Below are 25,901 nucleotides of genomic sequence, written 5' to 3' on the forward strand. Positions count from 1 at the left end.
CGACAAATGATAATTCTCTGCTTTTATCCATATTTCCATGCTATGATAAATAAGAATTAATGGCACGGAAGGATCGTGAAGTTCTTGGAATTTAGACCCTGCATCGATTTACATGAAGGCAAAGTAAAACAAATTGTTGGAAGTACTTTAGGTTATACCAATCAAACAGTCGTTGAGAATTTTATTTCTAGTTATGATTCTAGCTACTATGCACAAATGTTTGCACAGGATCACTTAACAGGTGGACACGTCATCATGCTTGGTCAGGGAAATGAAGATGCTGCTCTAGCTGCTTTAGCTGCATTTCCACAAGGGTTACAAGTTGGTGGTGGCATTACTGCTGCAAATGCCCAAAAATATATTGATGCTGGTGCCTCACACGTGATTGTCACTTCCTATATCTTCCATGATGGAAGGCTGGATTTAGAACGTTTACAACATTTAAACAAATTAATCGGTAAAGAGCATCTTGTCATTGATCTCAGCTGCAAAATGCGAGATGGTAAGTGGTATGTCGTAACTGATAAATGGACAAGATTTAGTCACTTCGAAGTCAATGCTGAAACTATTCAAGCTATCGAGAATTATTGTGATGAACTGTTAATTCACGCAGTCGATGTGGAAGGAAAAAAAGGGGGGATGCAGGAAAGATTAGTACGAGATCTTGCTGCCTGGACCTCGATTCCAACCACTTATGCAGGTGGCATTCGTTCAATAAAAGACTTAGAAAAATTTAACCAATTAGCCAATGGAAAGCTTCATATCACAATTGGGAGTGCCCTCTCTCTTTTTGGAGGAGAGCTACCCTATACAGATGTAGTGAAATATTGTAAAAGGGCGGGATCATGTGAATCTCATTTATAAAGATTATATTTTTCCATTTCAAGAAACAAATTTAGAACGTATCATTGATGGCAAATATTTCAAAGTAAATAAAAAGGATCATTCTCTTGCTATCCATGTTCAACTAGATAATGAACAAATGCTGCTTGAGTTTTCAAAATCATTAAAGGCAACTTGTGGTCTCCTACGCGATCAAGAAACAGAGCCTTATATAGGGACATATATTGATCTACAAATATTTGTGGATGAGTTTAATAAACGGTATAACTTAAATGCTGAAATTATTAGTTAACACAAAGGGAGAGTTTTCTCCCCTTTGTTTGTAACACCTCACCTTTCCTTCACCTTTATCAATTCATTTTAGCCTTTTTGAAACCTTTTACCTCTTATGTAAGTTATATATGAGGTAGAAATGTTTTATCCTTATGAAAAACTATCTAACATTTAAACCTCACCAATAATTGGCTGCTATTTTATTGAGATGAATGACAATTCTACATAGAATAAGAAGTAGAACATAAAAAAGTGGACACATCATAGAGGAAAGGATTATTAAAATATGAAAACCGAACTCGAAGTAAGCTCTTTAAAATCATTTCAAACTGAGTTAACACGCTTCTTTTTAGCCTATAAATTTGCTTTACAGGAAGTGGAAACGAAAATTAATATTTTGCAAGAAGAATTTAAGCTTATTCATGAATATAATCCCATCGAACATATCTCCACACGAGTAAAATCACCGAAAAGTATTTTAACAAAGATGTTAAAAAAGGAACTTCCTCCAACGATGGAAGACGTACGCGAAAACATTCGTGATATTGCAGGTGCTCGTATTACTTGTTCATTTGTCGAAGATATTTATAAAGTCAGTGCCATGTTGCAGGCACAGCACGACATTGAGGTTGTAGAGGTGAAGGATTATATTGCTAGTCCTAAAGACAATGGCTATCAAAGCTTACACCTTATTATAAAAATCCCTATTTTCATGTCAGACCATATGGAGAAGGTATATACAGAAATACAAATCAGGACCATTGCGATGGACTTCTGGGCCAGTTTGGAACATAAAATTTATTATAAATATAATAAAGAAGTACCAGAGCATATTCGTATTGAATTAAAAGAAGCCGCACTACAAGCTGCAGAGCTAGATCGAAAAATGGAGCGGTTAAATAAGGAGATCAATATATTAAAGGAAAATGAGGCCGAGCCCACTTTATTAGATAGTACGCCTATATCGCAGCTAGCTAAATATTTTGCGCAACTTCCCAACCTTAATAATATTAATAATAATTAAACACATTCAGATTTTATTGAACAAAAAAATCCACCTATCTTCTAGCATAGACTACAAACGTGTCTGCCTGAAAGTGAAGTGGATTTTCGTTCATTTTTAAGCCTTGTCTTTTAATTTCGTCACAATAAAGAAAGATAAAATAAGAGCACAAATGGCAAAAACTAAGGTTGTTATATATACATAGCTTACACCATTAGCAATGGTTCCCTTTAAAAAGCTTATTTCTTCTAAACTAAAGCCACCTTTTGCAAATTCACCATTTAGCTGAATTTCCCCTTTACCTAATGAGGCCATTTTCTCATTTGTCGCAAGGTTAAAGATCATCCCAAATAGGGCTGCACCAACCGCTTGACTAAATGTATTGGTGAAGGAATTGAGGCCAATTGAAATACCCAGTTGCTTAGGATGAGCGACCTTTTGAATAGAAATCATTAACATCGGCATGATAAAGCCCATACCAAGCCCGATTAATGAAGAGCCAAGATATACACTTATATCACTAGAGCCTGAAGATAATCTAGCAAGCATAATGGTTCCTATAACTAATAAAATCGTCCCCATTTGGATAATTCGTTTATTTGTTAAACGTCCGATTAAATAGCCTGCTGCAATAGAATTCATCGTCCAAAAAATAGACATGGGTGTTAGAAGAAGACCAGCTTGTGTGGCATTTTTACCAAGAACACTTTGCGCATATATCGGAATATAGACTGTCACACCAATAACGATCGACATAGTACTTAACGTTAGTGAATTAATCACCATAAGGCGACCATTTTTAAACAATGTTAACGGAATAATCGGCTCCTCTGCACGTAGCTCCACCCATACAAACACGCCTAAAAATATAGCTGCAACAGCATACATGATGAGCGATTGATTCGATAACCACGCTTGTGTTTTACTATTTTCGATAATTACATATAATAACGAAACCATTCCGATCGTAAATAGGCCAGCACCTAAATAATCAATTTTCCGCTTCACTGCCTCTAGCTGTTCTTTATAGTGTTTAACAATTAGATAAATAGAAGCTAACCCAAATGGTACATTAATGAAAAATATAAAGTGCCATGATACTTGGTCAACAATAAAACCTCCAAATAGTGGACCAACCACGCCTGATACGCCCCATACCATGCTTAAATAGCTTTGTCCTTTAGCACGTGCCTTTTCAGTCGTAAATAGCTCACCAACCATTGTTAATGTAATTGGTAAAATTGAGCCTGCACCTATCCCTTGGATTGCACGAAAGACAATTAATTGTTCCATTGATTGTGCTAACCCACATAACATGGAACCCATTAAAAATATAATGATTCCCGTAATAATCATCCGTTTGCGCCCAAATAAATCAGCTAGCTTACCAAAAATAATCGCAGCGATAGCAGATGCTAATAAGTAAGCGGAATAAATCCAGCTTATTAAGTCTACGCCTAATAAATCTGCCGTTATACTTGGAATAGCTGTACTAACAATCGTCCCTTCAATTGCCGCAAGCGCTGTTACAAGTAATAGTGCTATAAATACTTTATTCATCGTGTCATCCATTCCTTTCCTGCATGACATACACTAACAAATTTAACCTTAAAATAAAAGAGGATGGGATACATTTTACAAAAAATATTGAGTAATCATAAGAATTTGATCCACATTCTTTCTATCAACACCCCACTATAAACTACATAAAAAAGCAGCAAGTTCATCCAATCACACTTGCTGCTTTTATCTATTAGTTAAATCGCTGAGCAATCATATCATAAATATAACGTGCTTGATCGTATTCCGGCTGTAAGGTAAAGGCCTGTTTTAAATGATACATGGCATCTTCTGTTTGCTCTGTAGACACTGCATACAATACCCCTAAATTATAGTGAGCATCTGCATTATTCCAGTCCTGTTCAATTAAAAGATCCAGTTCCTTCTTCCCTTGCTCAAACATTTCTAGTGCGCATAGCACGATTGCATAGGCTAAACGAATCTGTGTGTCTTCGGGAGCAATTTCCACGGCTCTTTGTAAATAAGGCAATGCTAATTTTGAATTTTCCATACGCTCAAAGCATTTCCCCATCATATAATACACATCTGCGCCTTCAATATGATGCTTAAGTGCTTGTTCATAAAGTTTTACAGCCTCTGCATAGCGTTCTGCATTATAATAGAGGTTTGCTAAGCCATAATAAGCTGTAGCCGCTGTCTCATCCACGGTAATAGCCTTTTGGAAAAAACGCTCTGCACGTTCTGTATCCTCTAAGACTGCTAATAAATTGCCAAAGTTTACATAACCAATAGCATTTTCAGGTTCCGCTTCTATCGCCTTTGTAAATAGTTGTGCAGCCTCTTCATAACGTTTATCTTGAAACGCTTGAATGCCCTGTTCATTATAATTCATTATTTGTCCACCTCTATGTAGCGAAAGACTGCTTACATGAAGCCACATGGCAATAAAAGCAGTCTTAGCGCAAGTTATCCAACATATGTTAGTTTTTCATTACTTTTAAAGACTTCATCAATTGTTCCGCCGCCAATACATTCTTCTCCATCATAAAGAACCACCGCTTGTCCTGGAGTGATAGCACGAACAGGCTCTGCAAATGTAATATGAGTACGGCCATCTGCTAATAGTTCAACTTCTACTGGTGTATCAGTTTGACGATAGCGGAATTTCGCTGTACAAGAAAATTTCCCAGGCAATTTTTTTGTCGAAGTATAGTTCATTTTTACAGCAGATAATGAAGTAGAATATAGATGCTCATTGTCAAAACCCTGTCCAACAAGAAGAACATTACGCTCTAAATCTTTCCCTAACACAAACCAAGGTTCACCGTCTCCACCAATACCAAGACCATGTCGTTGCCCAAGTGTATAATACATTAAACCGTCATGTTTTCCCATGACAACGCCATCCATCGTCTCCATATTACCAGGTTGGGCTGGTAAAAATTGACTTAAAAATTCTTTAAAATTACGTTCTCCTATGAAACAAATCCCCGTTGAATCTTTTTTCTTCGCTGTTGCCAATCCTGCTTCTTCAGCAATTTTACGCACTTCTTTTTTCTCAATATCGCCAATTGGGAACATTACATGGGCCAATTGCTCCTGTGATAGTTGATTTAAAAAGTATGTTTGATCTTTATTATTATCCACACCACGTAACATTTTTACTTCTCCGTCACCACTACGATCGATACGTGCATAGTGACCTGTCGCTAAATAATCAGCGCCCAGGCTCATCGCATGCTCTAAAAATGCTTTAAATTTAATTTCTTTGTTGCACATGACATCTGGATTTGGTGTACGTCCTGCTTTATATTCTTCTAAAAAATATGTGAAAACTTTATCCCAGTACTGTTTCTCAAAATTTACAGCATAATAGGGAATGCCGATTTGATTACATACTTTTATGACATCATCATAATCTTCTGTTGCTGTACAAACACCATTTTCGTCAGTATCATCCCAGTTTTTCATAAAGATCCCGATTACTTCGTAACCTTGTTGTTTTAACAAGTACGCAGCCACCGACGAATCTACCCCACCAGACATGCCGACAACAACGCGAATTTGAGAGGGGTCACGTGTTTCTTTCATTGTGGTCACCTTTTCTTTTATCTATTTACAGTTAATGCTTCATCAATTGTAGAAACCTAACATGTTCTTCACAAATTATCTTTTTGCTAGTCTTTTCACTATTTGTGCTGTTTTTTCAGCTGCGTCACGTATATCTTTTTCTGTTAAATCCTGACCAAAGCTAAATCGTATAGAGTTTCGTAATTCCTCTGTACCTTGTCCAAACATGGCTACTAACACATGTGATGGATCAATCGACCCAGCGGTACATGCAGAACCACTAGATACACAGATTCCTGCCATATCAAGATTTACTAAAAATGATTCTACTTCCATGCCCTCAAAGCTAATATTTAAAACATGTGGCAATGACTGCTCTTCATCACCATTAATATGGAACGCTAAATTTTCCTGTGAAAATACATCAAGCATAATTTGCTTAAAGTGATTGTATAGTGAACGCTTTTCTTCACGCAACTGATTTGCAACTTGCACAGCTGTCGCAAAGCCAATAATTGCTGGTATATTTTCAGTTCCTGCACGACGTTTTTTCTCTTGTGCACCACCTAAGGCATAATTAGCTAAAGGTGTTCCAGCCTTTTGGAAAAGGAACCCAATTCCTTTAGGCCCATTAATTTTATGAGCTGATACACTCAATAAATCTACCTTTAATTGACCCACATCAATTTGTTCTAAACCATATGCCTGAACTGCATCTGTATGGAAAGTAGCTTGATGCCCTTGCAATAGCTCACCAATTTCAGCAATAGGCTGAATCGTACCGACTTCATTATTCCCATACATAATTGTTACTAAAATCGTATCATCACGAAGTGCTTTTTGGACGTCCTCAACAGCTACACGTCCTGTCTTATCCACAGGTAAATAAGTCACATCAAAGCCGTCTCGTTCAAGTTTTTCACATGTATGTAACACTGCATGATGCTCTACTTGTGTTGTAATGATGTGCTTTCCCTCTTTAGCTCGTGCATAGACAGTGCCCAGAATTGCCGTATTATCCGCTTCAGTACCACCACTTGTAAAGATTATTTCTCCCGCCTGAGCACCGATAGATTTGGCTAATATGTCGCGAGCATCATCAAGAAATTTGCGCGCTTCTCGACCTGCCCGATGGATACTGGATGCGTTGCCAAATACCTGTTGCATGGCAGTCGTCATCGCTTCTATAACTTGGCCATTCATCGGTGATGTGGCCGCATGATCGAGATAGATATATGAATTCATGTTGAAAACTCCTTTTTAATAAAAAACGCTGGAACCCTCATTTATCATAAGTTTATGAAAAACATTCCGTGTGCACAAACAGTTTCACCATTTATGTTTCAACTCAACTATGATACGTATGGGAAGCAGCGCTTTAGCTTAAACATTTTAAATATAGAACATATAGCCTTCCGCTACATTTTCTTCTGTGTATTGTGCTAAATCTTCAATTGTTGTTGTATCTAACACATTTTTTACTGCGTCACGAATGCGCAACCATAACTCTCGTTGTGGTGCTTCCTCGTTTTCAATGCCCTCTACTGGTTGAATTGGCCCCTCTAGTACACTAATAACATGGGCTGCAGAAATTTCGCTCGGTGGATTTGCTAGCATATAACCACCATAAGCGCCACGTACACTTTTTACTAAGCCTGAATTACGAAGCGGTGACACTAATTGCTCTAAATACGCCTCTGAAAGCTCCTTTTCGGCAGCAATTTTACGTAAAGGAATAGGACCCTCTCCGTAATGCTTTGCTAATTCAATCATAATCGTAAGCCCATAACGGCCCTTTGTTGAAATTTTCATTTTATCACCCTCAATTAGTCTAGTCAAAATTACTACCAACAGTATATCATAATCTCCTCTTGATGAACTCGGAAATACACCTAGAAGGATATGATATACTAAATAATGCGATTCAACATTATTCAGTGATCCACTATCCGCACTGTATTTTAGTGCAAATAAATGGATGAATGTAAAATGACACCGACTGAAAGGGGGATTTATATTGCACAATGAACCACTTGCTTTTCGAATGCGCCCTTTAACACTTGATGAAATTGTAGGTCATCAGGACTTTATTGGTCCAAACACAGCTCTATATAAAATGATTCAAAATGAACATGTCCCTTCCATGTTGCTTTACGGAGAACCTGGCATAGGCAAAACCTCGATTGCAAATGCAATTGCTGGAAGCTCTCAGCTCCCTTTCTTCGCACTTAACGCGACACGAGCTGGTAAAAAAGATGTGGAAGATATTGTCCAGGAAGCTAGAATCTCAGGGAAAGTTCTACTTTTTTTAGATGAAATTCATCGCTTCAATAAATTACAACAAGACACTTTGCTACCGCATGTTGAAAACGGCTCGATTGTGTTAATCGGTGCAACAACAGAAAATCCTTACCACGATGTCAATCCAGCTATTCGTTCTCGCTGTGGTGAGATATATCAACTAAAACGATTAACCAAGGAAAATCTAATGGAGCTTGTAGAAAAAGCACTTGCAGATGAAAAGCGGGGCTTAGGTAAATATCATTTTATCTTAACAGATTCACAAATTGAGCGTATTGCAGAAGCAGCTAATGGAGATGCACGAAAGGCATTGACTTTGCTAGAATCTATTTATTATGCAAGTGATGAAGTGGAAGGGCAAACGATTGCAGCCGATCATATTATTGATCACCTGATTAGCCGAATTGGTGTTTATGGTGATAAAAAGGGCTCCCATTTTTATAATCTACTTTCTGCCTTGCAGAAGTCTGTCCGTGGCAGTGATACCAATGCTGCACTATATTATTTAGCACATTTATTAGAAACTGGTGATTTAGTGGCTGTCAGCAGACGATTGCTTGTCATGGCGTATGAAGATATTGGCCTTGCTAATCCTGAGGTAGGTCCTCATATGCTAGCCGCAGTTCAGGCAGCAGAACGTCTTGGATTACCAGAGGCACGTATCCCACTTGCAAGTGCCGTTATTGAGATGTGTTTAGCATCAAAATCTAATTCAGCTATTCTGGCAATCGATGAAGCGATAAAGGCGATTCATGATGGCAAAACGGGGGGTATCCCTCATCATTTGCGTGATGCTCATTATGCAGGGGCAAAAGATTTAGGTCATGTTGGGTATCAGTATCCTCATAACACACCCATCGGAACATTCGGTGGCTGGGTAGACCAACAATACTTACCCGATGAGCTTGTTGGCACCGAGTTTTATAAACCTGTTGTTGCAGGTGAGGAAAAACGCATGGCTAGTATCTACGAAAAGCTTAAATCTTTTCATCAAAATAAAAAATAGTTTTCCAGAGCAAAGTCCTTCCTTCTATCTTTAGAAGCGACTTTGCTTTTTTAAATACAAAAAAAAGAACCCACGAAACTTGAATGGGCAAATACATCCATTTTTCAACACGTACCGTTGTTGAAAACTAGAAATAATTACAAAAGTTCACGTAGATTCTTATCTATAGTCTATTTTCAGAAAATAGACTTTCTTTAATTGTCTAGATATTCAATTCATGATCAACAAATAATTTAAACTGTTGTAGACATTTCTTTACATCACCCTTTTGTACGAGCACTTCATTACGCAAAGTAGTCACTTTTTCTTTATCCTCTACTACTTCAGCCATGAGGGTAAAAATATCTGTCAATAATTGCTCATTTTCCTCTTGATCGATGCTAGGCAAAGAAGAGGCCGCAATATGTAATAACTTCTCCACTTTATTAGGCGTCTTTTGTAAAGCATTAGATGAATAGAACGTTGAAGCAGCTAAAAAATAGCATAGCTTGGCACTACAGTCGATAAACAAATGCCAATACGTATTTGCACTAGGGATTTCCCCTGACCGATTATCGATATATTCCTTATAAAAAGTTGTCACTTGTGTATATAAAGGATTCAATTCTCGCATCGCTTTCGGATAATTATCAGATGTGTCTAAGTAATCAAATACAATGGCATTCATTTTCTCTTGAAGCTTGACAATATCTAAATGATCTCGAATAATTTGAATTTCCATTTTCCCACTCTCCCATTTGTCATTTGTTGATTTCGCACTTCATGGCTATTTTTGATTAGCTCAAAGCATCCCAAACAAACTGATCGATTATCTATTGGAATTATTCAAATTATAGCAATAAACCAATTAGAGTAGTGGGGACATGAAAAAAATAAGACAATTTCGTGAATTAATAGCATTTTATGCACATAAGAAGAACTATTTTGGTAAAATTATACCCTTTGTACATATTCATCAAATAGCGCTTGTTCCATTGTTCGATCAACAATTTCCACAATACTTCCCTGGACATATTTTTTAATACGTTTATTCGGGATATAAAAATAAGCATTGTTTTTAATTAACCATTCACTCAATGTTAGGTCACTACCTGCTTGTTCATTCGTTAATATTTTCTTATGCCGTAAAATATCGGCCATTTTATAAAATCCATCTGACAATTCATAGGCAGATACATCAAAATTAAAAATGGGGCTTACAACCTGTCCGATATCATAAATATGTATCGTTTGCTTCTCTTCATCTATAGCCAACTCGACAGTGCTTATTTCATCGAATAGATTTAAACCTCTATACTCCATTTGATAAATTTTTTCCATCTGTATATGCCTCCTTTTTATAACGATCTTATTGTAACATAGAAAAAGTAGCCCCTTTAAAAATAATAAAGGCGGCTACTTCTACGAAAATGATTCATTATGCTGTTTTTTGAAATCTTATAGGGTATTAACCTTGTACGCGTGTGATTTTCACATCTTTTAAGATCGTATTAACAACCCAACTTGCTGCAATTAAACCTGCAACTGATGGCACGAAGGCATTGGAAGAAGGTGGCATCTTCGCTTTACGAATTGCAGCATCCGGCTTCCCTACATGTTCAACCACATCTGGACGTACGACAATCGGACTTTCATCCGAAAATACAACTGTCACACCCTTATGGATTCCTTCTTTACGTAACTTTGTGCGTATAATTTTTGCTAGTGGGTCTGTATGTGTTTTTGAAATATCTGCAATTTGGAAGCGAGTAGGGTCCATCTTATTCGCAGCACCCATACTAGAAATAATAGGAATATTACGCTTTAAGCATTCTTTCATAATATGAATTTTATACATGACTGTATCACTTGCATCGATTACATAATCAATGCCTTGTGCGAAAAATTTTTCATACGTTTCTTCCGTATAAAACATATGCATATCAATGACTTCACATTCGGGATTAATATCTGCAATGCGCTCTTTCATAATAGCTGATTTAGATTGTCCAACTGTAGATAGATACGCTACTAATTGTCTATTCACATTGGTAATATCTACATTATCCTTATCGACTAATATAATTCGGCCGATACCACTTCGTGCACATGCTTCAGCAGCAAATGATCCAACGCCACCTACACCAAGAATAGCAACCGTTGTATTTTTTAATTTTTCGAGACCCTCTGTTCCTATAGCGAGCTCGTTACGTGAAAATTGATGTAACATCCTGACACTCTCCATCTATGAAATTTTATTAGTAAACCTAGTTATATACTAAGATAAAATCAAAACCTATATTACATTTTATCATGTTATACATCAAGTGAAAATTAGAAAGAAAAAAATAGAGCAATTGAATCGATTCAATTGCTCTGTACTTCATTATACATATTTTTTTGAAAGGTCTCTATAAAAGAATTACTATACTGGACATTTATTTGTTGAAGGGCGGCAATGACAGCTCCTCCTATTGGGGGTAATGCAGGGGTCTTAAAGCGGAACGGTAATGTCTGCTCCATTGCCATTGCTTGAAGCCTTGGAACAAAGTAATTTTCATTCGTAAATACGCCTCCACATAGGACGACAGGCACTTCTTCTTGCCCCCACGCCATCCGTAAATAGCATGCTTTAATTGCCTTAAAATAGTTTTGACAGGCTTCCTCAATGATTCTCTTGGCTACTAGATCACCATCATCAGCCGCTGCAACAATATAGGCACTCAATGGCGCGATGACTGTGCGCGGATGCTCCTCTCCATAAACACAGGCAATTAATTGTGGTACATCATCTACTGAGAAATGCTTCATTACAGCTTCTGTCAATATAGTACGAGGAGCCCTGCCATCATAGCTTTGTAGAACAGCCTTTAGTAATTGGACACCTAAATCATAGCCACTTCCTTCATCATCAAACAGATATCCCCAACCGCCTACTCGGTGATAATGCTGCTGCTTATCATATCCCATTGTGATAGCGCCTGTCCCCGCGATTTGAACAATTCCTGCCTTTCCCAGTGTACCCGCATAAAGAGCGATTAACGCATCATTGTCTACCTTAATGGTCGCGGAGTCACACACATATTGCCGTAATATAGATTCCACCATGCTCTCAGCTTGAAGCTCCATGACACCCGCCATACCCGCAAAGCAGCTCGTCACCTCTGCTACTATTTGAGGATTTTGTTGCTGTAAACTTTGCATGATTGAATGAATGGTTGCCTCGAAATATGGTTGGTCCATAGCTGTGGGGTTACTGCGAGTTGTGTCTATTTGGGCAAAGCATTGACCTTTTTCATCACAAATAATCGCTGTCGTTTTGGTGCCTCCACCATCAATGGCTAAAACATACATATCACCATTTCCTTTCGCATAAAGAAAAAGAGATTGATAGCTCAATCCCTTCCTCTCTTATTTTCATTTCGTAAAACCAAATGACGACCATGGTTGAATGTGCGCTAGTAAAAATTGTTCTTCTTCGACAACACTTGCGACAACATTACTTGACCCAGCATTTGGAATTTCCTTTAGTACGATTTGTAGCTCACCTTTATATCGAACATCCAAATTATTATCGATTGTGACATCACCCATCTTTAATGGTCGTGTATTATGCACAGGAAAGTCACCATTTTTGTATTTCACGCGAGATTGTGTGCTGCGAATCACATACTCAGATACATCGCCTCGATTAAAATGCTGTTCCTTATAAAGAATTGTTTCCTCTAATATACTCGTATCTGCTGACTGAACAAGCTTTAATTCAAGCTTCTGGCGGTTTAATTGTCCTAAAGTTCGTATTTCTTCCTCCGATGCATACATATTGCCAATGATGCAATCATCAATTAACCCTGTATGCCATAAATCTTTTGCCTGCACCGTAATGGGAAGGTGACGGTGCTCCTCTAATGTTGGTAAACCTTGTTCTGTTACTTCCCATGGTCCAAACTTACCATGCTGAGAGGAAATCATGGCAGCTGTCCGAATATTATTTGCTTTAAACTGTTGAGAGGTTTGTAAAAAATGCTGACGAGATAAACCTGTAAATTGTCTCGGATAAAAATTATGACAGCCGATAATATTTTCTTTATTCGGGCGGTACGATAAAATATTGTCTACATATTTCGTACCATTACTTATATTTAATTCAATTTTTAGATTACTGGCATCAAGTGACATGAATGCTTCTTCCTGACCTGAGAAACCCATGTCTAAACGCAAAGCAGCTAAATGATAATGCTCTTTCAAATACCCTATATCTTTATAGCTTAAATTTAGCTCTTGAAAAACGGCTGGCGCTATATCTGCAGAAATGTCAAAGCCCAATTGCTGTGCAAATTGATTTATTTGTTGTAATTTCTGTCGTTCTTCTTCCTGCCTTAATGACATCAAACATGTAAAAATACGATCGAAACCATTGTCATGAGCAAGCTGAACATAACGCTTCATTTCGTCTAGTGTACTATGCTGTGGATATAGCGAAATACCTAATCTCTTCACTTCAAACCCTCCGTTAGTAAACGCTTATACTTCTACCTTTTGGCCTTCCGTTTGGGCTACAGGTGATTGTTCACCCTGTGCCGCTGAAGCAGCTTTTTGTTCGTTTTGCTTTGCCATGCGATTTGCCATAGAAAGGAATGGCAAGTAAATGCATATAGCTACTACAATTAAAACGATACTTAATACGGCTCCACGCCAAGATTGTGTTACTAGGAAACCATTAATAATCGGTGGTGTCGTCCATGGAACCGCAATGGTTGCCGCAGGCACAAACCCCCATTTTGTTGCGAAGAATGCAATCGTCACATTGACCATTGGTGTCAAAATAAATGGTACAAATAAGATTGGATTTAATACAATTGGTAAACCAAATAATAATGGTTCATTAATATTAAATAATCCAGGAGCAGCTGATAGCTTTCCTACTGTATTATATTGTTTGTTTTTACGAGCAATAATGAAGATGGCAATAATTAAGGCAATCGTTGTGCCTGATCCACCCATATTAATAAATGCATCGAAGAACGGTTTATTAATAATATACGGTGCTACCTTACCAGCAGAAATAGCTGCAACGTTGGCATCAATTGCTTGTAGGTTAATGGATTGCATAAATGGCTCGATAATATTCGCGCCATGTATACCAAATGACCATAAAAACGTAGGAATGAAAGCTAAAATAAGACCAGCTACCCATGTATTTGTTAAGCCCATAAAAGGCTCTTGAATTGACGAATAAAACGATCCAATAATATCTGGTACATCAAAGCCAGCCGAAATAATTGTCCGAACTAATGCAAATAATCCGATCGTAATAATTGCAGGCAGTAATGCAGCAAAAGATTTGGATACAGCCGATGGTACACCTGCAGGCATTTTAATCAGTAGTTTAGGGTTACCCGATAATCGTGAGAACAGCTCTGCGGAAATTAGAGCCGTTATAAGGGCAACAAATATTCCTCCCGTACCTGTCGTTAATCCTGTTAAACCACCTTCCCCAAACGTTCCAAACGTCATATAACTGGCAAGACCGATAACCCCTCCGGATAGTGCATCCTTGTCATAGCTTTTTGTCAAATGGTAGGCAACAGAGAAGGCTAATAATAGTGAGATGATTCCAAATGTTGCGCCCCAGACATTACCTCCAAACTGTGTCCATGTCTCATGTTTCCAAATGGCATCGAGTGCATTTTGATAAAATTTGATAGGCAAATTGTTAATAAGTACAGCCAGTGATCCTACAATCGTCAAAGGCATGATCGTAATAAATCCATCACGAATGGCAACTAAATGACGCTGATTCCCAACCTTAGCAGCAACCGGTACAAATTTTTCTTCTAAAAAACGGAACATTCTCATACACTCCCTTTGCTTTTTATTGTGACATCAAAATTTGATGTTACTCCCCTTTGATTCGTTCATATAATTCAATCATTTCCTGTGCTAAATCCCGAAATGTAATAGCGTTCATTAAATGATCCTGCGCATGAATTAATAACATCGATACTTCGACTTTTTCTCCCCTTGCCTCTTGTGATAATAAACCTGTTTGAGAATGGTGCGCCTCAATCAATGCCTCATTCGCTAATTTAATCTTTTCCTTTGCTTCGTCTATCTGTCCCTTTTTTGCCAGTTGAAGAGCTTCCATGCATTCACTTTTTGTATGACCACTATGAACAATAAGCCCCATAATGGATTCCATTAATGCTGTTTCTTCCATCCCCTTCGAGTCTCCTTTAACCTATTAATTGTAATGCTTGCTGCAAGACTTTTTCTCCATTCATCATGCCGTAATCTGCCATATTAATGACATCGATTGGGAAATCCATGCCCTTGAATTTTGTTTCATACGAGCCCTTTAAATAGCGTACTTGAGGACCTAATAACAGCACATCAGCTTTTTTAGTCGCCAGTACTTTTTCAACTTCCCCTTCTGCAATTGCATAAATATCTGCCTCAATATTTTGCTCTTGTGCAGCTTTTTGCATCTTTGATACTAATAAACTAGTACTCATACCGGCTACACACACTAACATAATATTTTTCATTCGTAACACTCCTTTTTTCATTTTCCAATCGTGTAATCGCTTACTTAATTTGAGAATAGCACCTATTGGTATATACCACAATATGTTTTTTACAGTAATTTTCTACTTTTAGAACTATTTACAAAATTGGGCTATTGTTCTTGTATAGAAAAATAAACGATTCTACTTATCTGGTATAGTCCACAAAAGAATTCAAAAAAATTTTAATATTCCTGACTATTCATTCCTTAAAAATATTCATAAAATGCTGGTTTTTCGGTAGATAATGCCCACTGCCAATGCTGAATAATCTTCTTATCTATAGGTTGATTTGCATACATAACAGCTTCTTTTACTGACAGATAGCCCACCATCATTGCTGAAAAAAGATTAATTGGTAATGTTAACATATGCATGTCAATGATCGAATTTGTCTTAATTATTGAGACATGACCACTTTTATTTATTTCATAGATTTGTTCATTCCACTGACAAAACTTATCTTCAATACGGACATACAACGTTTCATGAATATCCTTCCAAGGATATTGCTGCATAAATGCATAAACATCGACTACTCTGACCATTACATCCTGTTTAACTTCCTTTTTAAATTGTGGCTCTTCGAAATAAAAGCCAAATGGCATATGGTTGGAAGTAACCCCTTTAATACTACTAACACTCGCTGCATGAGATGTTATGTAACGCCACATTGCTTGCTCTGCTGAATAATTTGCTACAATAAAATCCTGAATTTCAAACGTATTATGCTGAATCGTATATCGGATATATCCCTCTACATAATCCTCGTTTAAATAGGCAGCAAAATGACTATCTGGGCTCCTTCTTTCAATTCTTTTCCACCATGCATCATCTCGGATCATACCACCATTTTGAGAGATAGCCATTGCCTGTTGAAAATCCTTGATCCTCTCGAAAAGCTCGGAGTCTGGCCATTCAAAGCTCATCCGTTTAATGACATCTAATTGCCTTCCCAATGAAGGAAACATTGATTGTGGTATTGTGTAATATAACTTCTCGAAGAACAGCTCCCATCCGAAATGACGGTAGAAGGATACAGAGAAAGGGGCTAATACAGAAATGGTCTGCCCATTCTCACGCATATTTCGTAGGGCTTCTATCATCAGTCTTTTTATAATTCCCTGCTGACGATACTCCGGATATGTAGCGACAAACCCTATGCCCCCCATTTTGTAGCTGATACCGTGCACGGTCATATTAAGTGGTAGGATTAATAGCTGCCCCACCACCTTTTTGGCATCATAGGCACCTAGTGTTGTACTATGCTCGATCCAATAATGAAAATCCTCTCTACGTGGCCCTATATATTTATTTGGAAAACAATAATCCCGTAATTGATGAATCTGCTCATAATCATTCGGTGAAATGATACGAATGTCCAAAAAACCACCCCTTTAAAAAACTGAATATTCTTATAATTCAATAGCTATAATCTGTTAAATGAGATTCATCTGCAGTGGCTTGAAAAGAAACCACTGCTTGCTTGAATCCTTAAAGCTCTTCTCCTATTTCCTTCGACACCATAATGTCTGTTATTGTTTGAAATAATTTTTCAACGTCTGAACCATCTGCTGAAATTTCCACTACACTTCCTGGTTTAACCCCAAGTGACATGACGCCCATAATAGACTTTAAATTTACTGCCTTCTCTTGAAAAGTTAAGGTAATGTCACTTTCGAATGGTGTAACCGCAGTGACAAGTAATGCAGCGGGCCTTGCATGTATTCCTTCTGGTGTCGTAATTTTATACATTTTCTTCATTCACAACGCCTCCATTTTCATGTGAAATCTATCCGATCTTGATAATTGGCAATCATTATCTCATTATGTGACCAATCGGAGTCTACATTATTGCTAACAAAAATGGGCAGCTCGGTTGAAGTCTTTGCAATTTCTTCAATAACTTCGCTGAATAAAGCATTCAATAGCAGCGAACCGATAACTGTCGATGCAGGTGCATATTGCATGTTTTGTGCATGTAGAACACCATCGCCAATAGGTATATGAGTATTAATAACGTGATCTACCACTTCTTCCAGTCGTAGCCCACTGTGATGACGTGTAGCCTGCTCTCTATATTCAAGTGATTGGAGAGAGAGGACTAATACGTTAGCATTTTTGGCTAATAGAGCAGCATCAATCGGTGCTGAATTTCTTCCAGAAGTTGAAATCACAATGCAAATATCATTTTCACGAAAGTCAAATTGCTTTTTATGTTGTTCAATAATTGCTGGGTCCTTTTCATTAATTGAAGAGGCTATGGCACCTGCATGTAATGCTAGAGGCTCAATAAAAATCGGACGAACAGGTACTAAACCTCCCGCACGGTAAAAGGCCTCCTGTGCTAATAGCTGTGAATGACCACAACCAAATAATTGGATAATCCCACCTTTTTGAAGGCGTTGCACAATAATTTGTGCTGCTTCTTTTATACAAGCAGACTCCTTCTCCTTCACAACGTGGATCAGCTTTTCAATTTCAGTAAAATATGCATCCATATAATCACCTTTTAATTTCACTTATAAATTTGTAGCGATCAGCACGATACGTACTACGTACAAGCTCAAACGGTCGACCGTCAGATAAATAACTCGTACGTTTAATAATTAAAACAGGTGCTGTTTGATTAATCTGCAAAAACTTACCATCCTCTTTAGACACAATAGCTGCTTCCATTTGTTGAACGGCATTACCAATTTTTTGATGGAACTTCGCCTCAATTAATGCATAGAGAGAGCCCATTATTTGCTTCTCATCTAACTCCGGATATACTTTCACAGGTATATATGTTTTTTCAATCGCCATTGGTTGTGAATCGGCATTTCTTATTCGTACGACATAAAATACTTCTTCTCCTGGCTCCATCATTAAATCCCTTGCGATATCCACAGGTGGTATGATTTTTTCAAATCGTAACACTTTACTACTTGGTTCCATCCCTCTTGCTCGCATATCCTCAGTAAAACTTGTTAAGCCTTTTAACGGCTGCTCCAATTTTGGATTGGCAACATAGGTACCTCTTCCTTTTTCACGATATAACAAACCGCTATTCACTAGATTAGTAATGGACTGACGAACAGTCATTCTACTAACATCAAATTGTGCAGAAAGCTCTCGTTCTGAAGGTATTGTCTCACCAATTTTGTACTCTTCTAAATAAATTCGTTGTTTAATAATCTCTTCTATTTGTATATAGATAGGTATATGAGAATTTTTCTCTAACAATTCTTGCACCATCCTTATCGCCTCATTTATGATTTCTCAAATACAACTTTACCTCGACAAATAGTTTTTTGCACATTTAATTTTCGATCAAGCAATACAAAATCTGCATCAAAACCTTCTTTAATTCGTCCTTTTTTGGTCAACCCTAACTGCTCAGCAGCATTCGTAGAGGACATGGCAACTATTTCTTGAAGTGAACAATTTGTAACAGCCTTCATATTTTTTACTGCCTGCTCCATCGTTAAAATACTCCCAGCTAATGCTCCGTTTGCTAAATGAGCACCTTTTTCGCTCACGAACACGGTTTGCCCGCCTAAATCATATTCGCCATATATTAACCCTTTCGCACGCATTGCATCTGTAATAAGTATAATGCCCTTTGCACCCTTCATACGATATGCTAACATCACTGATTGAGGATGACTATGCACAAAATCGACAATAAGTTCAACCTTAATTTTGTCGTCTAGTAATGCTCCTCCCACAACACCAGGGTCACGATGGTGAAAGGGTCGCATTTGATTATATAAATGAGTGACCTGATTTACACCCAAAGCTACTGCCTTTTGTACTTCCTCTATTGAAGCATCAGAGTGACCAATTGATGGAATGACATGAAAGTTCATTAGTGCTTCAAGAAATGTAAAGCCGCCCTCTATTTCTGGTGCCATCGTGATTTGTCTTATTTGATAGTTACTAATGTTTTGCCAATGAGCAAATTGCTCAATCGTAGGACTAATCATGTAAGCTACTGGCTGAGCACCAGCACGTATTTTCGAAACAAATGGACCCTCCACATGTATGCCCAATAAATTGGCTTCCCCTACATTACGATGGAATTTTGCTACATTCATTAAAGCGCTTTCAATTTTACCAATGGATTGTGTCATCGTTGTGGCAAGAAAACTTGTAACACCTTCTTGCACTAAAGAACGAGCTATGGCATGTAAGGACTGTTGAGTAGCATCCATCGTATCATGACCAGCTGAACCATGAATATGCATATCAATAAAACCTGGGAGCAGAAGCCAATCCTTAGCTGTACCATCTATATATTGAGCGGCTTCCATTTTAAAGTTGCGGCCAATTTGGGCAATTTCACCATCCTGAATATAGATATCACCCTCAAATGGTCTTCCCTCAGGATTAATCATTGTGACATGGGAGATTAATAGCGCATCCTTCAAAATTTCACCTCCAGCTAAATATTAAAAGCTCTGAGGAATTTTCAACATCCTCTTCAAGGTATAGTTGTCTATACCAATTATATGCCGATTTACCAAAAATATAAAGCTGTTTTTTCTATTTTCTAAATTTTTCATTCATTATATTTAATTCTTTGAAATCATTCTGAAAAAACTAATACGCCTGCATGGTAGGTATATATTCATTTTCACATAAAAAAGGAGCTTTTTTATCAGCCCCTTTTCAATCCTATGTATAGGACGAATCCCAATTGTGCCGTAATGCCAAGAAACATTCGTTTTGAACCCGCAATTTGCAGGGGGGTGCCCGCTTTGCAGCTTTAAACGTCCCGCTCCGCTAGGGGCATGTTTGCGACTACAAAATGAAGGCTCCCGATTCGTTAGTGTTCGGTCAAAACTTTGAAGTAGAATTAGCAGTTAGACAAACACATCAGGATTCGTATTACAGTTATCATAGCATTACTTTTCTGATAATTCAAACGATTATATCTAATAATCTATGATTTCTTGAAAAACGCAAAAAATACCTAGATTCCCAACATTTTTTGCTAGGAAATCCAGGTATTTCGTATTATTAATTATTTTCTAAATGGTTTAATCGCCAAACTCAACTCGCTTAGTTGCTCAGGAGATACTTCGCTTGGTGCCTCTGTCATTAAGCAGCTTGCACTTGCTGTTTTTGGGAATGCAATTGTATCACGTAAATTGTGACGGCCTGCTAAAAGCATCACAAAGCGATCAAGACCAAATGCAAGTCCAGCATGTGGTGGCACGCCATATTCAAATGCTTCTAATAAGAAACCAAATTGAGCTTGAGCTTCTTCTTCTGAGAAACCAAGTAATTCAAACATTTTTTCTTGTAGGTCACGTTCGTAAATACGTAGTGAACCACCACCAAGCTCATAGCCGTTTAATACGATATCATATGCCTGTGCACGAACAGCTGATGGATCTGTATCCATTAACGGAATATCCTCGTCAAACGGACGTGTAAATGGATGGTGAGCCGCATAATAACGACCGTCCTCCTCAGAGTATTCAAATAATGGCCAGTCTGTAATCCATAGGAATGCAAATTGTGATTCATCGATTAAATCTAAGTCTTGACCTAATTTCGTACGAAGTGCCCCTAAAGAAGCTGCTACAACAGATGCTTTATCCGCAACGAATACTAGAATATCGCCAACTTCCGCACCCATTCGTTCGATTAATGCTGCCGCTAACGCCTCATCGAAGAATTTTGCGATTGGACCATTTAAGCCTTCCTCTGTTACCTTTAACCAAGCAAGACCTTTTGCGCCGTAAATACCTACGAACTTAGTTAGTTCATCCATATCTTTACGGGAATATTTGTCAGCTGCACCTTTAATATTGATACTTTTTACTTGTTTTCCTTGTGCCACTGTATCAGCAAACACCTTGAAACCACAGCCTTCAAAAACATCATTTAAAGCCACTAATTCTAATCCAAAACGTACATCTGGTTTATCAGAACCATAGCGATCCATGGCTTCTTGGTACTTCATGCGTTGGAATGGTGCAGGGATATCAATCCCTTTCACTTCTTTCATCACTGCTTGGATTAATCGCTCGTTCATTTCTAAAACTTCCTCTTGTGTTAAGAAGCTTGTTTCAATGTCCACCTGTGTAAACTCAGGTTGACGGTCAGCACGTAAGTCCTCATCTCGGAAGCAACGTGCAATTTGGAAATACTTCTCAAAGCCAGCAACCATTAATAATTGTTTAAATAGCTGTGGAGATTGCGGTAACGCATAAAATTCGCCTTCATGGACACGGGATGGCACTAAATAGTCACGAGCACCCTCTGGCGTTGATTTTGTTAAAATTGGAGTTTCGACCTCTAGGAAACCTTCGTTTTGCAAGAAGTTACGGATTGTACGTGTAACATCAGAACGCATTTTGAAAGTATCAAACATAACTGGACGACGAAGGTCAAGATAACGGTATTTTAAACGTAAATCTTCTGATACGTCTGTACGATCTTCAATTTGGAATGGTGTAGTTTTTGCTGTATTAATGACGACTAATCGCGTGGCTTCCACTTCGATTTTACCATTTGGGACATTCGGGTTGATTTGGTCCTCTGTACGTAGGATAACTGTCCCTTCTATTTCAATTACATACTCACTACGCACTTTATCCGCTAATGCATGCGCTTCTGCAACGTCTGGACTAAAGACAACTTGTGTAATACCTGTACGGTCACGTAAATCAATGAAAATTAATCCACCAAGGTCACGACGACGCTGTACCCATCCTTTTAATACGACTTTTTCGCCTTGTAACGTTTCTGAAAGCTCGTTACTAGCATGTGTTCTAGTAGCCATTGTTAAATTCCTCCAAAATAAATTCGATTATGTAGCATTCAACGAGAAATGCCATCTTTGTTTAGGATTGTTGTGATAAATAATTGACTAACTCTGAAAATGCAACCTTGTGCTGCTCACCAGATTCCATATGTTTCACAGCAGCCGCTTGCTCTTCAAGCTCTGTTTCACCAAGGACAATTGTATACTTTGCCCCTAGACGGTCAGCTGATTTCATTTGGGCTTTCATTTTACGATCTAAATAATCCATCTCTGTTGCAAGGCCCTTTGCACGGAAAGTACTAGTTAACTCTACCGCCTTTTGCTTTGCATCCTCACCCATGGCAATAATATAAACGTCTAATCCAGAAGCCGTATCTAATTCAACACCTTCTGCTTCAAGTGCTAATAACAAACGTTCAATACTTAAAGCGAAACCAATACCAGGTACATCTGGACCGCCTATTTCTTGTACCAGACCATTGTATCGTCCACCACCACAAAGTGTTGTAATAGCTCCAAAGCCAGATGCCGTTGACATAATTTCGAATGTCGTATGGTTGTAATAATCCAGTCCTCTTACAAGATTTGGATCAACCACATACGTAATGCCGAGAGTATCTAAATATGATTTCACTTGAGCAAAATAAGCAGCCGATTCCTCTGTAAGGAACTCTGTTAATGCAGGAGCTGTTTTCATTAATGGGTGCTCACGATCCACCTTACAATCTAAAATTCGCAATGGGTTTTTTTGTAACCGATTTTGGCAATCTGAGCAAAACTCATGAATATGTGGCTCAAAATGCTGTAATAAAGCTGTACGGTGCGTATCACGTGTTTCTTTATCACCCAGTGAATTGATCACTAATTTTAAATCCTTTAAGCCAGCTGATTCATAGACATCCATTGCAAGAGCAATGACTTCTGCATCAATTGCAGGATCTGCTGAACCAATTGCCTCTACACCAAATTGAACAAATTGGCGATAGCGACCAGCTTGTTGACGCTCATAGCGGAACATAGGTCCTAAATATGACAGCTTAACAGGTTGATCGGGAGCACCAAACATTTTATGTTCAACATATGCACGTACAACACCAGCTGTATTTTCAGGACGTAGTGTTAATGAACGACCTCCACGATCCTCAAATGTATACATTTCTTTTTGGACAACATCCGTTGTTTCCCCTACACCACGTGCAAATAAATCAGTCTGCTCGAAAATCGGTGTACGTATTTCGTTGTAGCGATAAACACGACAAATATCACGAATAATTGCTTCAACCTTCTGCCACTTTTCAGATTGGCCTGGCAAAATATCTTGTGTCCCTCTTGGCACTTTAAAACTCATGTAATTCCCTCCTATATTGATTGCCTATGATTTAGCCATTTTCTCGCCAAGTTTAGACGAGATTACGCCACATTTAAGACATTTTTATCGAGACTAAGCTGGTTTACCTCATGCAGAGCGAGTAGCGGACATTCTCATACTGAGCACAAACCGGTTCATAAAAAGCATTCCATGTTTTTGGACAACACAAAAAGCTCCCGTCACCTTGCCTATGCAAGGGACGAGAGCTGTATAAGCTTCCGCGGTTCCACCCTAGTTGACACAAAATTTTACATGTGTCCTCCTCGTAATCGGATAACGGCCGATTCCGTTTTTTCCTACTAGGCACTGCCTTTCAGAAAAAAGCCTCTCAAGTGTTATTCACGTCATACATTTTTGTAGGAAAGATTGCAGCCTAAGTCTTTCCCTCTCTGTTCCAATAGAGGTACACGCTACTTGCTTGGTCATAAGCGATTAATCATTTTTCGATTACCCTTTATGTTAGTCACTAGCTAACCTAATGTCAACTATTTTTGTATTTTTCATCAGACAGTAACGAAAATATTAAATTCCATTACCTTTTTACCACGAATTATTATACAAAAGCATGGTAAAATAGCACAAGGAATAGGAGGAATCTGATGAGGACAAAAATTTTACATAGTATTATCATCTTCGTACTAATAGTAACAATTGCGATTCCAAATAAGAACTTTATTCAAAATGCTTCCGCTGATACTAGTGATTTAAAAGTAGCAGGTACGATTCTTCATTTACGTGAGGGTCCTGGATTGTCTTATCCAATTATTACAACTTTAGAAGAAGGTGATCCTTTAACTTCAATTGATCGTGAAGGTGATTGGATACAAGTAAAAGCAGGTAGCTATGAAGGCTGGGTAGCATCCTGGCTAACTGCCTCTACAAGCACTCAAAAAACCATTGATAAAACTGTTATTTCACAGGTTGACCGTTTAAATATTCGCACTGATCCAGATATTTCTTCAGCTGTTCTTGGACAGCTTTCTACGGGTAACCAAGCTAACCTTATAGAGGAAAATAATGAATGGGCAAAAATTGATTGGAATGGACAATCCGGTTGGGTCTCTAAGGATTATGTGACGATTAACGACAGTCCTAAAAAAGAAACCAAGCCAAAAGAGGATTCTGTAGAGGTTTCTACAACAACTACTCCTGTTAATAAAGATACAACCTTTACTATTTTGGTGGATGCACTGAATGTTCGTAAAAAACCTGACTTGAATGCCAAAAAAATTGGCACAGTTACTAAAGGACAGGCTTATAAAGTCCTTGCGCATGAGCACAATTGGGTACAAATTCAGTACAATGATAAAAAAGCTGGATGGGTCTATAGTTTTTACGGAACTTTTTCAAATAAAGTAAAGAGTACATCTAAATCGTCCTCTTCAAAAGATTTAGAATCCGTTACCATTATTTATAATGGGACAAACTTGCGAACTGATGCGTCAACTGCAGCTGAAGTTATCGAACGAGTAGATGCTGGTAAAACCTATCCAATCGTCGGCGTAAAAAATGATTTTTACGAAATTCAATTAGACAAAGAAACAGCGTTTGTTGCGAATTGGGTTGTCACAACGAGCTCCAATAAAACTTCCATCCCACAAAAGGATCCACAAGAACCTCGTAAAAAAGGAACATTAAATGGATTAACCATTGTTGTAGATGCTGGACATGGGGGCAATGACCATGGGACAACAGGTCAACGAGGAACAGAAGAAAAAGGAATTACTTTGAAAACAGCCACTCTCCTTGCTTCTAAGCTAAGTGCAGCAGGTGCCAATGTTGTTATGACAAGAGAGTCGGACGAATATGTGGCATTACGAAAGCGAGTCTCAATTGCCCATCAGTATGAGGCAGACGCCTTTATTAGTCTTCATTATGATGCAACAGATGATAGTTCTATTAACGGCTTCACGTCTTATTATATGAATAGTAATCAAAAAGGGCTTGCAGAGGCAATACACGATGGACTTTCGAGTAAAATTGATTTGAGAGATCGTGGAACCCAACAAGGCAACTACTTAGTGCTACGTGAAAATCGACAAAAGGCCGTGCTTATTGAATTAGGTTACTTAAGTAATGCTAGTGAAGAGCGTTCCATCACCACGGCTAAATTCCGTGAGCAGGCTACTCTTGGAATATATCAAGGCATCTTAAATTATTTTAATGCGAATGAAGAATAATACAAAAAGCTGTGGAATGATCTTTTC

At 38.1% G+C, this 25,901-nt stretch carries 25 protein-coding genes, 1 other RNA gene and 1 other annotated feature; of the genes, 5 read left to right on the forward strand and 21 right to left on the reverse strand.

Annotation, left to right across the window (positions count from 1 at the left end):
* The first annotated feature begins 84 nt into the window (after nt 1-84).
* The 3 genes from hisA (at nt 85) to A2J09_RS11840 (ending at nt 2,140) form a co-directional block, all read left to right on the forward strand.
* Nucleotides 85-864, forward strand: a complete 780-nt coding sequence (gene hisA, locus A2J09_RS11830) for a phosphoribosylformimino-5-aminoimidazole carboxamide ribotide isomerase (protein ID WP_012295399.1) — start codon at nt 85-87, stop codon at nt 862-864.
* A complete protein-coding gene (locus tag A2J09_RS11835) occupies nt 848-1,135 on the forward strand; it encodes a hypothetical protein (protein ID WP_012295400.1) in 288 nt (95 codons plus the stop codon). Before hisA ends, A2J09_RS11835 begins: the two co-directional genes overlap by 17 nt.
* 267 nt (nt 1,136-1,402) lie before the next feature.
* On the forward strand, nt 1,403-2,140 hold the full coding sequence (locus tag A2J09_RS11840) for a GTP pyrophosphokinase (protein ID WP_012295401.1): 738 nt from the start codon (nt 1,403-1,405) through the stop codon (nt 2,138-2,140).
* 96 nt (nt 2,141-2,236) lie between these two features.
* Here the strand turns inward: A2J09_RS11840 and A2J09_RS11845 are convergent, their stop codons facing one another.
* The 5 genes from A2J09_RS11845 to cymR all read right to left on the reverse strand — a co-directional run bounded on the left by A2J09_RS11845 (nt 2,237) and on the right by cymR (nt 7,522).
* A complete protein-coding gene (locus A2J09_RS11845; protein ID WP_031419250.1) occupies nt 2,237-3,679 on the reverse strand; it encodes an MDR family MFS transporter in 1,443 nt (480 codons plus the stop codon).
* Nucleotides 3,680-3,872: 193 nt separating this feature from the next.
* Nucleotides 3,873-4,532, reverse strand: a complete 660-nt coding sequence (locus A2J09_RS11850; protein WP_012295403.1) for a tetratricopeptide repeat protein — start codon at nt 4,530-4,532, stop codon at nt 3,873-3,875.
* Nucleotides 4,533-4,606: 74 nt separating this feature from the next.
* A complete protein-coding gene (gene mnmA / locus A2J09_RS11855) occupies nt 4,607-5,731 on the reverse strand; it encodes a tRNA 2-thiouridine(34) synthase MnmA (protein WP_012295404.1) in 1,125 nt (374 codons plus the stop codon).
* Between the two features lie 75 nt (nt 5,732-5,806).
* Nucleotides 5,807-6,955: a cysteine desulfurase family protein gene (locus tag A2J09_RS11860; protein ID WP_036162225.1), complete on the reverse strand. Its 1,149-nt coding sequence runs from the start codon at nt 6,953-6,955 to the stop codon at nt 5,807-5,809.
* Nucleotides 6,956-7,102: 147 nt separating this feature from the next.
* Nucleotides 7,103-7,522, reverse strand: a complete 420-nt coding sequence (gene cymR, locus A2J09_RS11865; protein WP_008181126.1) for a cysteine metabolism transcriptional regulator CymR — start codon at nt 7,520-7,522, stop codon at nt 7,103-7,105.
* A 205-nt stretch (nt 7,523-7,727) separates the two neighbouring features.
* Here cymR and A2J09_RS11870 point away from each other — a divergent pair, with 205 nt between their 5' ends.
* The gene (locus tag A2J09_RS11870; RefSeq protein WP_031419254.1) at nt 7,728-9,017 is read left to right on the forward strand and encodes a replication-associated recombination protein A; all 1,290 of its coding nucleotides are present in this window, start codon (nt 7,728-7,730) and stop codon (nt 9,015-9,017) included.
* Nucleotides 9,018-9,219: 202 nt separating this feature from the next.
* Here A2J09_RS11870 and A2J09_RS11875 read toward each other — a convergent pair whose 3' ends face one another.
* The 16 genes from A2J09_RS11875 to hisS all read right to left on the reverse strand — a co-directional run bounded on the left by A2J09_RS11875 (nt 9,220) and on the right by hisS (nt 23,673).
* Nucleotides 9,220-9,738: a hypothetical protein gene (locus tag A2J09_RS11875; RefSeq protein ID WP_012295406.1), complete on the reverse strand. Its 519-nt coding sequence runs from the start codon at nt 9,736-9,738 to the stop codon at nt 9,220-9,222.
* Between the two features lie 212 nt (nt 9,739-9,950).
* The gene (locus tag A2J09_RS11880) at nt 9,951-10,337 is read right to left on the reverse strand and encodes a hypothetical protein (RefSeq protein WP_031419255.1); all 387 of its coding nucleotides are present in this window, start codon (nt 10,335-10,337) and stop codon (nt 9,951-9,953) included.
* 127 nt (nt 10,338-10,464) lie between these two features.
* The gene (locus A2J09_RS11885; RefSeq protein WP_031419256.1) at nt 10,465-11,226 is read right to left on the reverse strand and encodes a tRNA threonylcarbamoyladenosine dehydratase; all 762 of its coding nucleotides are present in this window, start codon (nt 11,224-11,226) and stop codon (nt 10,465-10,467) included.
* Nucleotides 11,227-11,363: 137 nt separating this feature from the next.
* Nucleotides 11,364-12,395 carry an N-acetylglucosamine kinase gene (locus A2J09_RS11890; protein WP_227256820.1) on the reverse strand — a complete coding sequence of 344 codons (1,032 nt, stop codon included), beginning with the start codon at nt 12,393-12,395 and terminating at the stop codon, nt 11,364-11,366.
* Nucleotides 12,396-12,413: 18 nt separating this feature from the next.
* Nucleotides 12,414-13,496 (reverse strand): DUF871 domain-containing protein, encoded by a 1,083-nt coding sequence (locus A2J09_RS11895; RefSeq protein WP_012295410.1) that lies wholly within the window; start codon nt 13,494-13,496, stop codon nt 12,414-12,416.
* A 24-nt stretch (nt 13,497-13,520) separates the two neighbouring features.
* Nucleotides 13,521-14,849, reverse strand: coding sequence for a PTS sugar transporter subunit IIC (locus A2J09_RS11900; protein WP_012295411.1), 1,329 nt, complete (start codon nt 14,847-14,849; stop codon nt 13,521-13,523).
* A gap of 46 nt (nt 14,850-14,895) precedes the next feature.
* On the reverse strand, nt 14,896-15,216 hold the full coding sequence (locus A2J09_RS11905; RefSeq protein ID WP_012295412.1) for a PTS lactose/cellobiose transporter subunit IIA: 321 nt from the start codon (nt 15,214-15,216) through the stop codon (nt 14,896-14,898).
* Nucleotides 15,217-15,232: 16 nt separating this feature from the next.
* Nucleotides 15,233-15,544, reverse strand: a complete 312-nt coding sequence (locus A2J09_RS11910) for a PTS sugar transporter subunit IIB (protein ID WP_031419261.1) — start codon at nt 15,542-15,544, stop codon at nt 15,233-15,235.
* A gap of 227 nt (nt 15,545-15,771) precedes the next feature.
* Nucleotides 15,772-16,947 carry a GNAT family N-acetyltransferase gene (locus A2J09_RS11915; protein WP_012295414.1) on the reverse strand — a complete coding sequence of 392 codons (1,176 nt, stop codon included), beginning with the start codon at nt 16,945-16,947 and terminating at the stop codon, nt 15,772-15,774.
* Between the two features lie 109 nt (nt 16,948-17,056).
* A complete protein-coding gene (locus A2J09_RS11920) occupies nt 17,057-17,326 on the reverse strand; it encodes an HPr family phosphocarrier protein (RefSeq protein ID WP_012295415.1) in 270 nt (89 codons plus the stop codon).
* Between the two features lie 17 nt (nt 17,327-17,343).
* Nucleotides 17,344-18,063: a sugar isomerase domain-containing protein gene (locus A2J09_RS11925; protein ID WP_031419266.1), complete on the reverse strand. Its 720-nt coding sequence runs from the start codon at nt 18,061-18,063 to the stop codon at nt 17,344-17,346.
* Between the two features lie 4 nt (nt 18,064-18,067).
* The gene (locus tag A2J09_RS11930) at nt 18,068-18,790 is read right to left on the reverse strand and encodes a GntR family transcriptional regulator (RefSeq protein ID WP_031419268.1); all 723 of its coding nucleotides are present in this window, start codon (nt 18,788-18,790) and stop codon (nt 18,068-18,070) included.
* A 26-nt stretch (nt 18,791-18,816) separates the two neighbouring features.
* Complete coding sequence (gene nagA, locus A2J09_RS11935; RefSeq protein ID WP_227256819.1) at nt 18,817-19,977, reverse strand: N-acetylglucosamine-6-phosphate deacetylase; 1,161 nt, start codon at nt 19,975-19,977, stop codon at nt 18,817-18,819.
* A 258-nt stretch (nt 19,978-20,235) separates the two neighbouring features.
* A non-coding RNA gene (gene ssrS / locus A2J09_RS11940) (6S RNA) lies at nt 20,236-20,435 on the reverse strand.
* 138 nt (nt 20,436-20,573) lie between these two features.
* Complete coding sequence (gene aspS, locus A2J09_RS11945) at nt 20,574-22,343, reverse strand: aspartate--tRNA ligase (protein WP_012295418.1); 1,770 nt, start codon at nt 22,341-22,343, stop codon at nt 20,574-20,576.
* Between the two features lie 61 nt (nt 22,344-22,404).
* Nucleotides 22,405-23,673 (reverse strand): histidine--tRNA ligase, encoded by a 1,269-nt coding sequence (gene hisS / locus A2J09_RS11950; RefSeq protein ID WP_012295419.1) that lies wholly within the window; start codon nt 23,671-23,673, stop codon nt 22,405-22,407.
* A 213-nt stretch (nt 23,674-23,886) separates the two neighbouring features.
* Nucleotides 23,887-24,129, reverse strand: a binding site (T-box leader).
* A 164-nt stretch (nt 24,130-24,293) separates the two neighbouring features.
* Between hisS and A2J09_RS11955 the strand changes: the two genes are divergently transcribed.
* Nucleotides 24,294-25,874, forward strand: coding sequence for an N-acetylmuramoyl-L-alanine amidase family protein (locus tag A2J09_RS11955; protein WP_012295420.1), 1,581 nt, complete (start codon nt 24,294-24,296; stop codon nt 25,872-25,874).
* Nucleotides 25,875-25,901: the final 27 nt, after the last annotated feature.

Source organism: Lysinibacillus sphaericus, from assembly GCF_001629735.1.
In the GTDB taxonomy this organism is placed as follows: Bacteria; Bacillota; Bacilli; order Bacillales_A; family Planococcaceae; genus Lysinibacillus; species Lysinibacillus pinottii.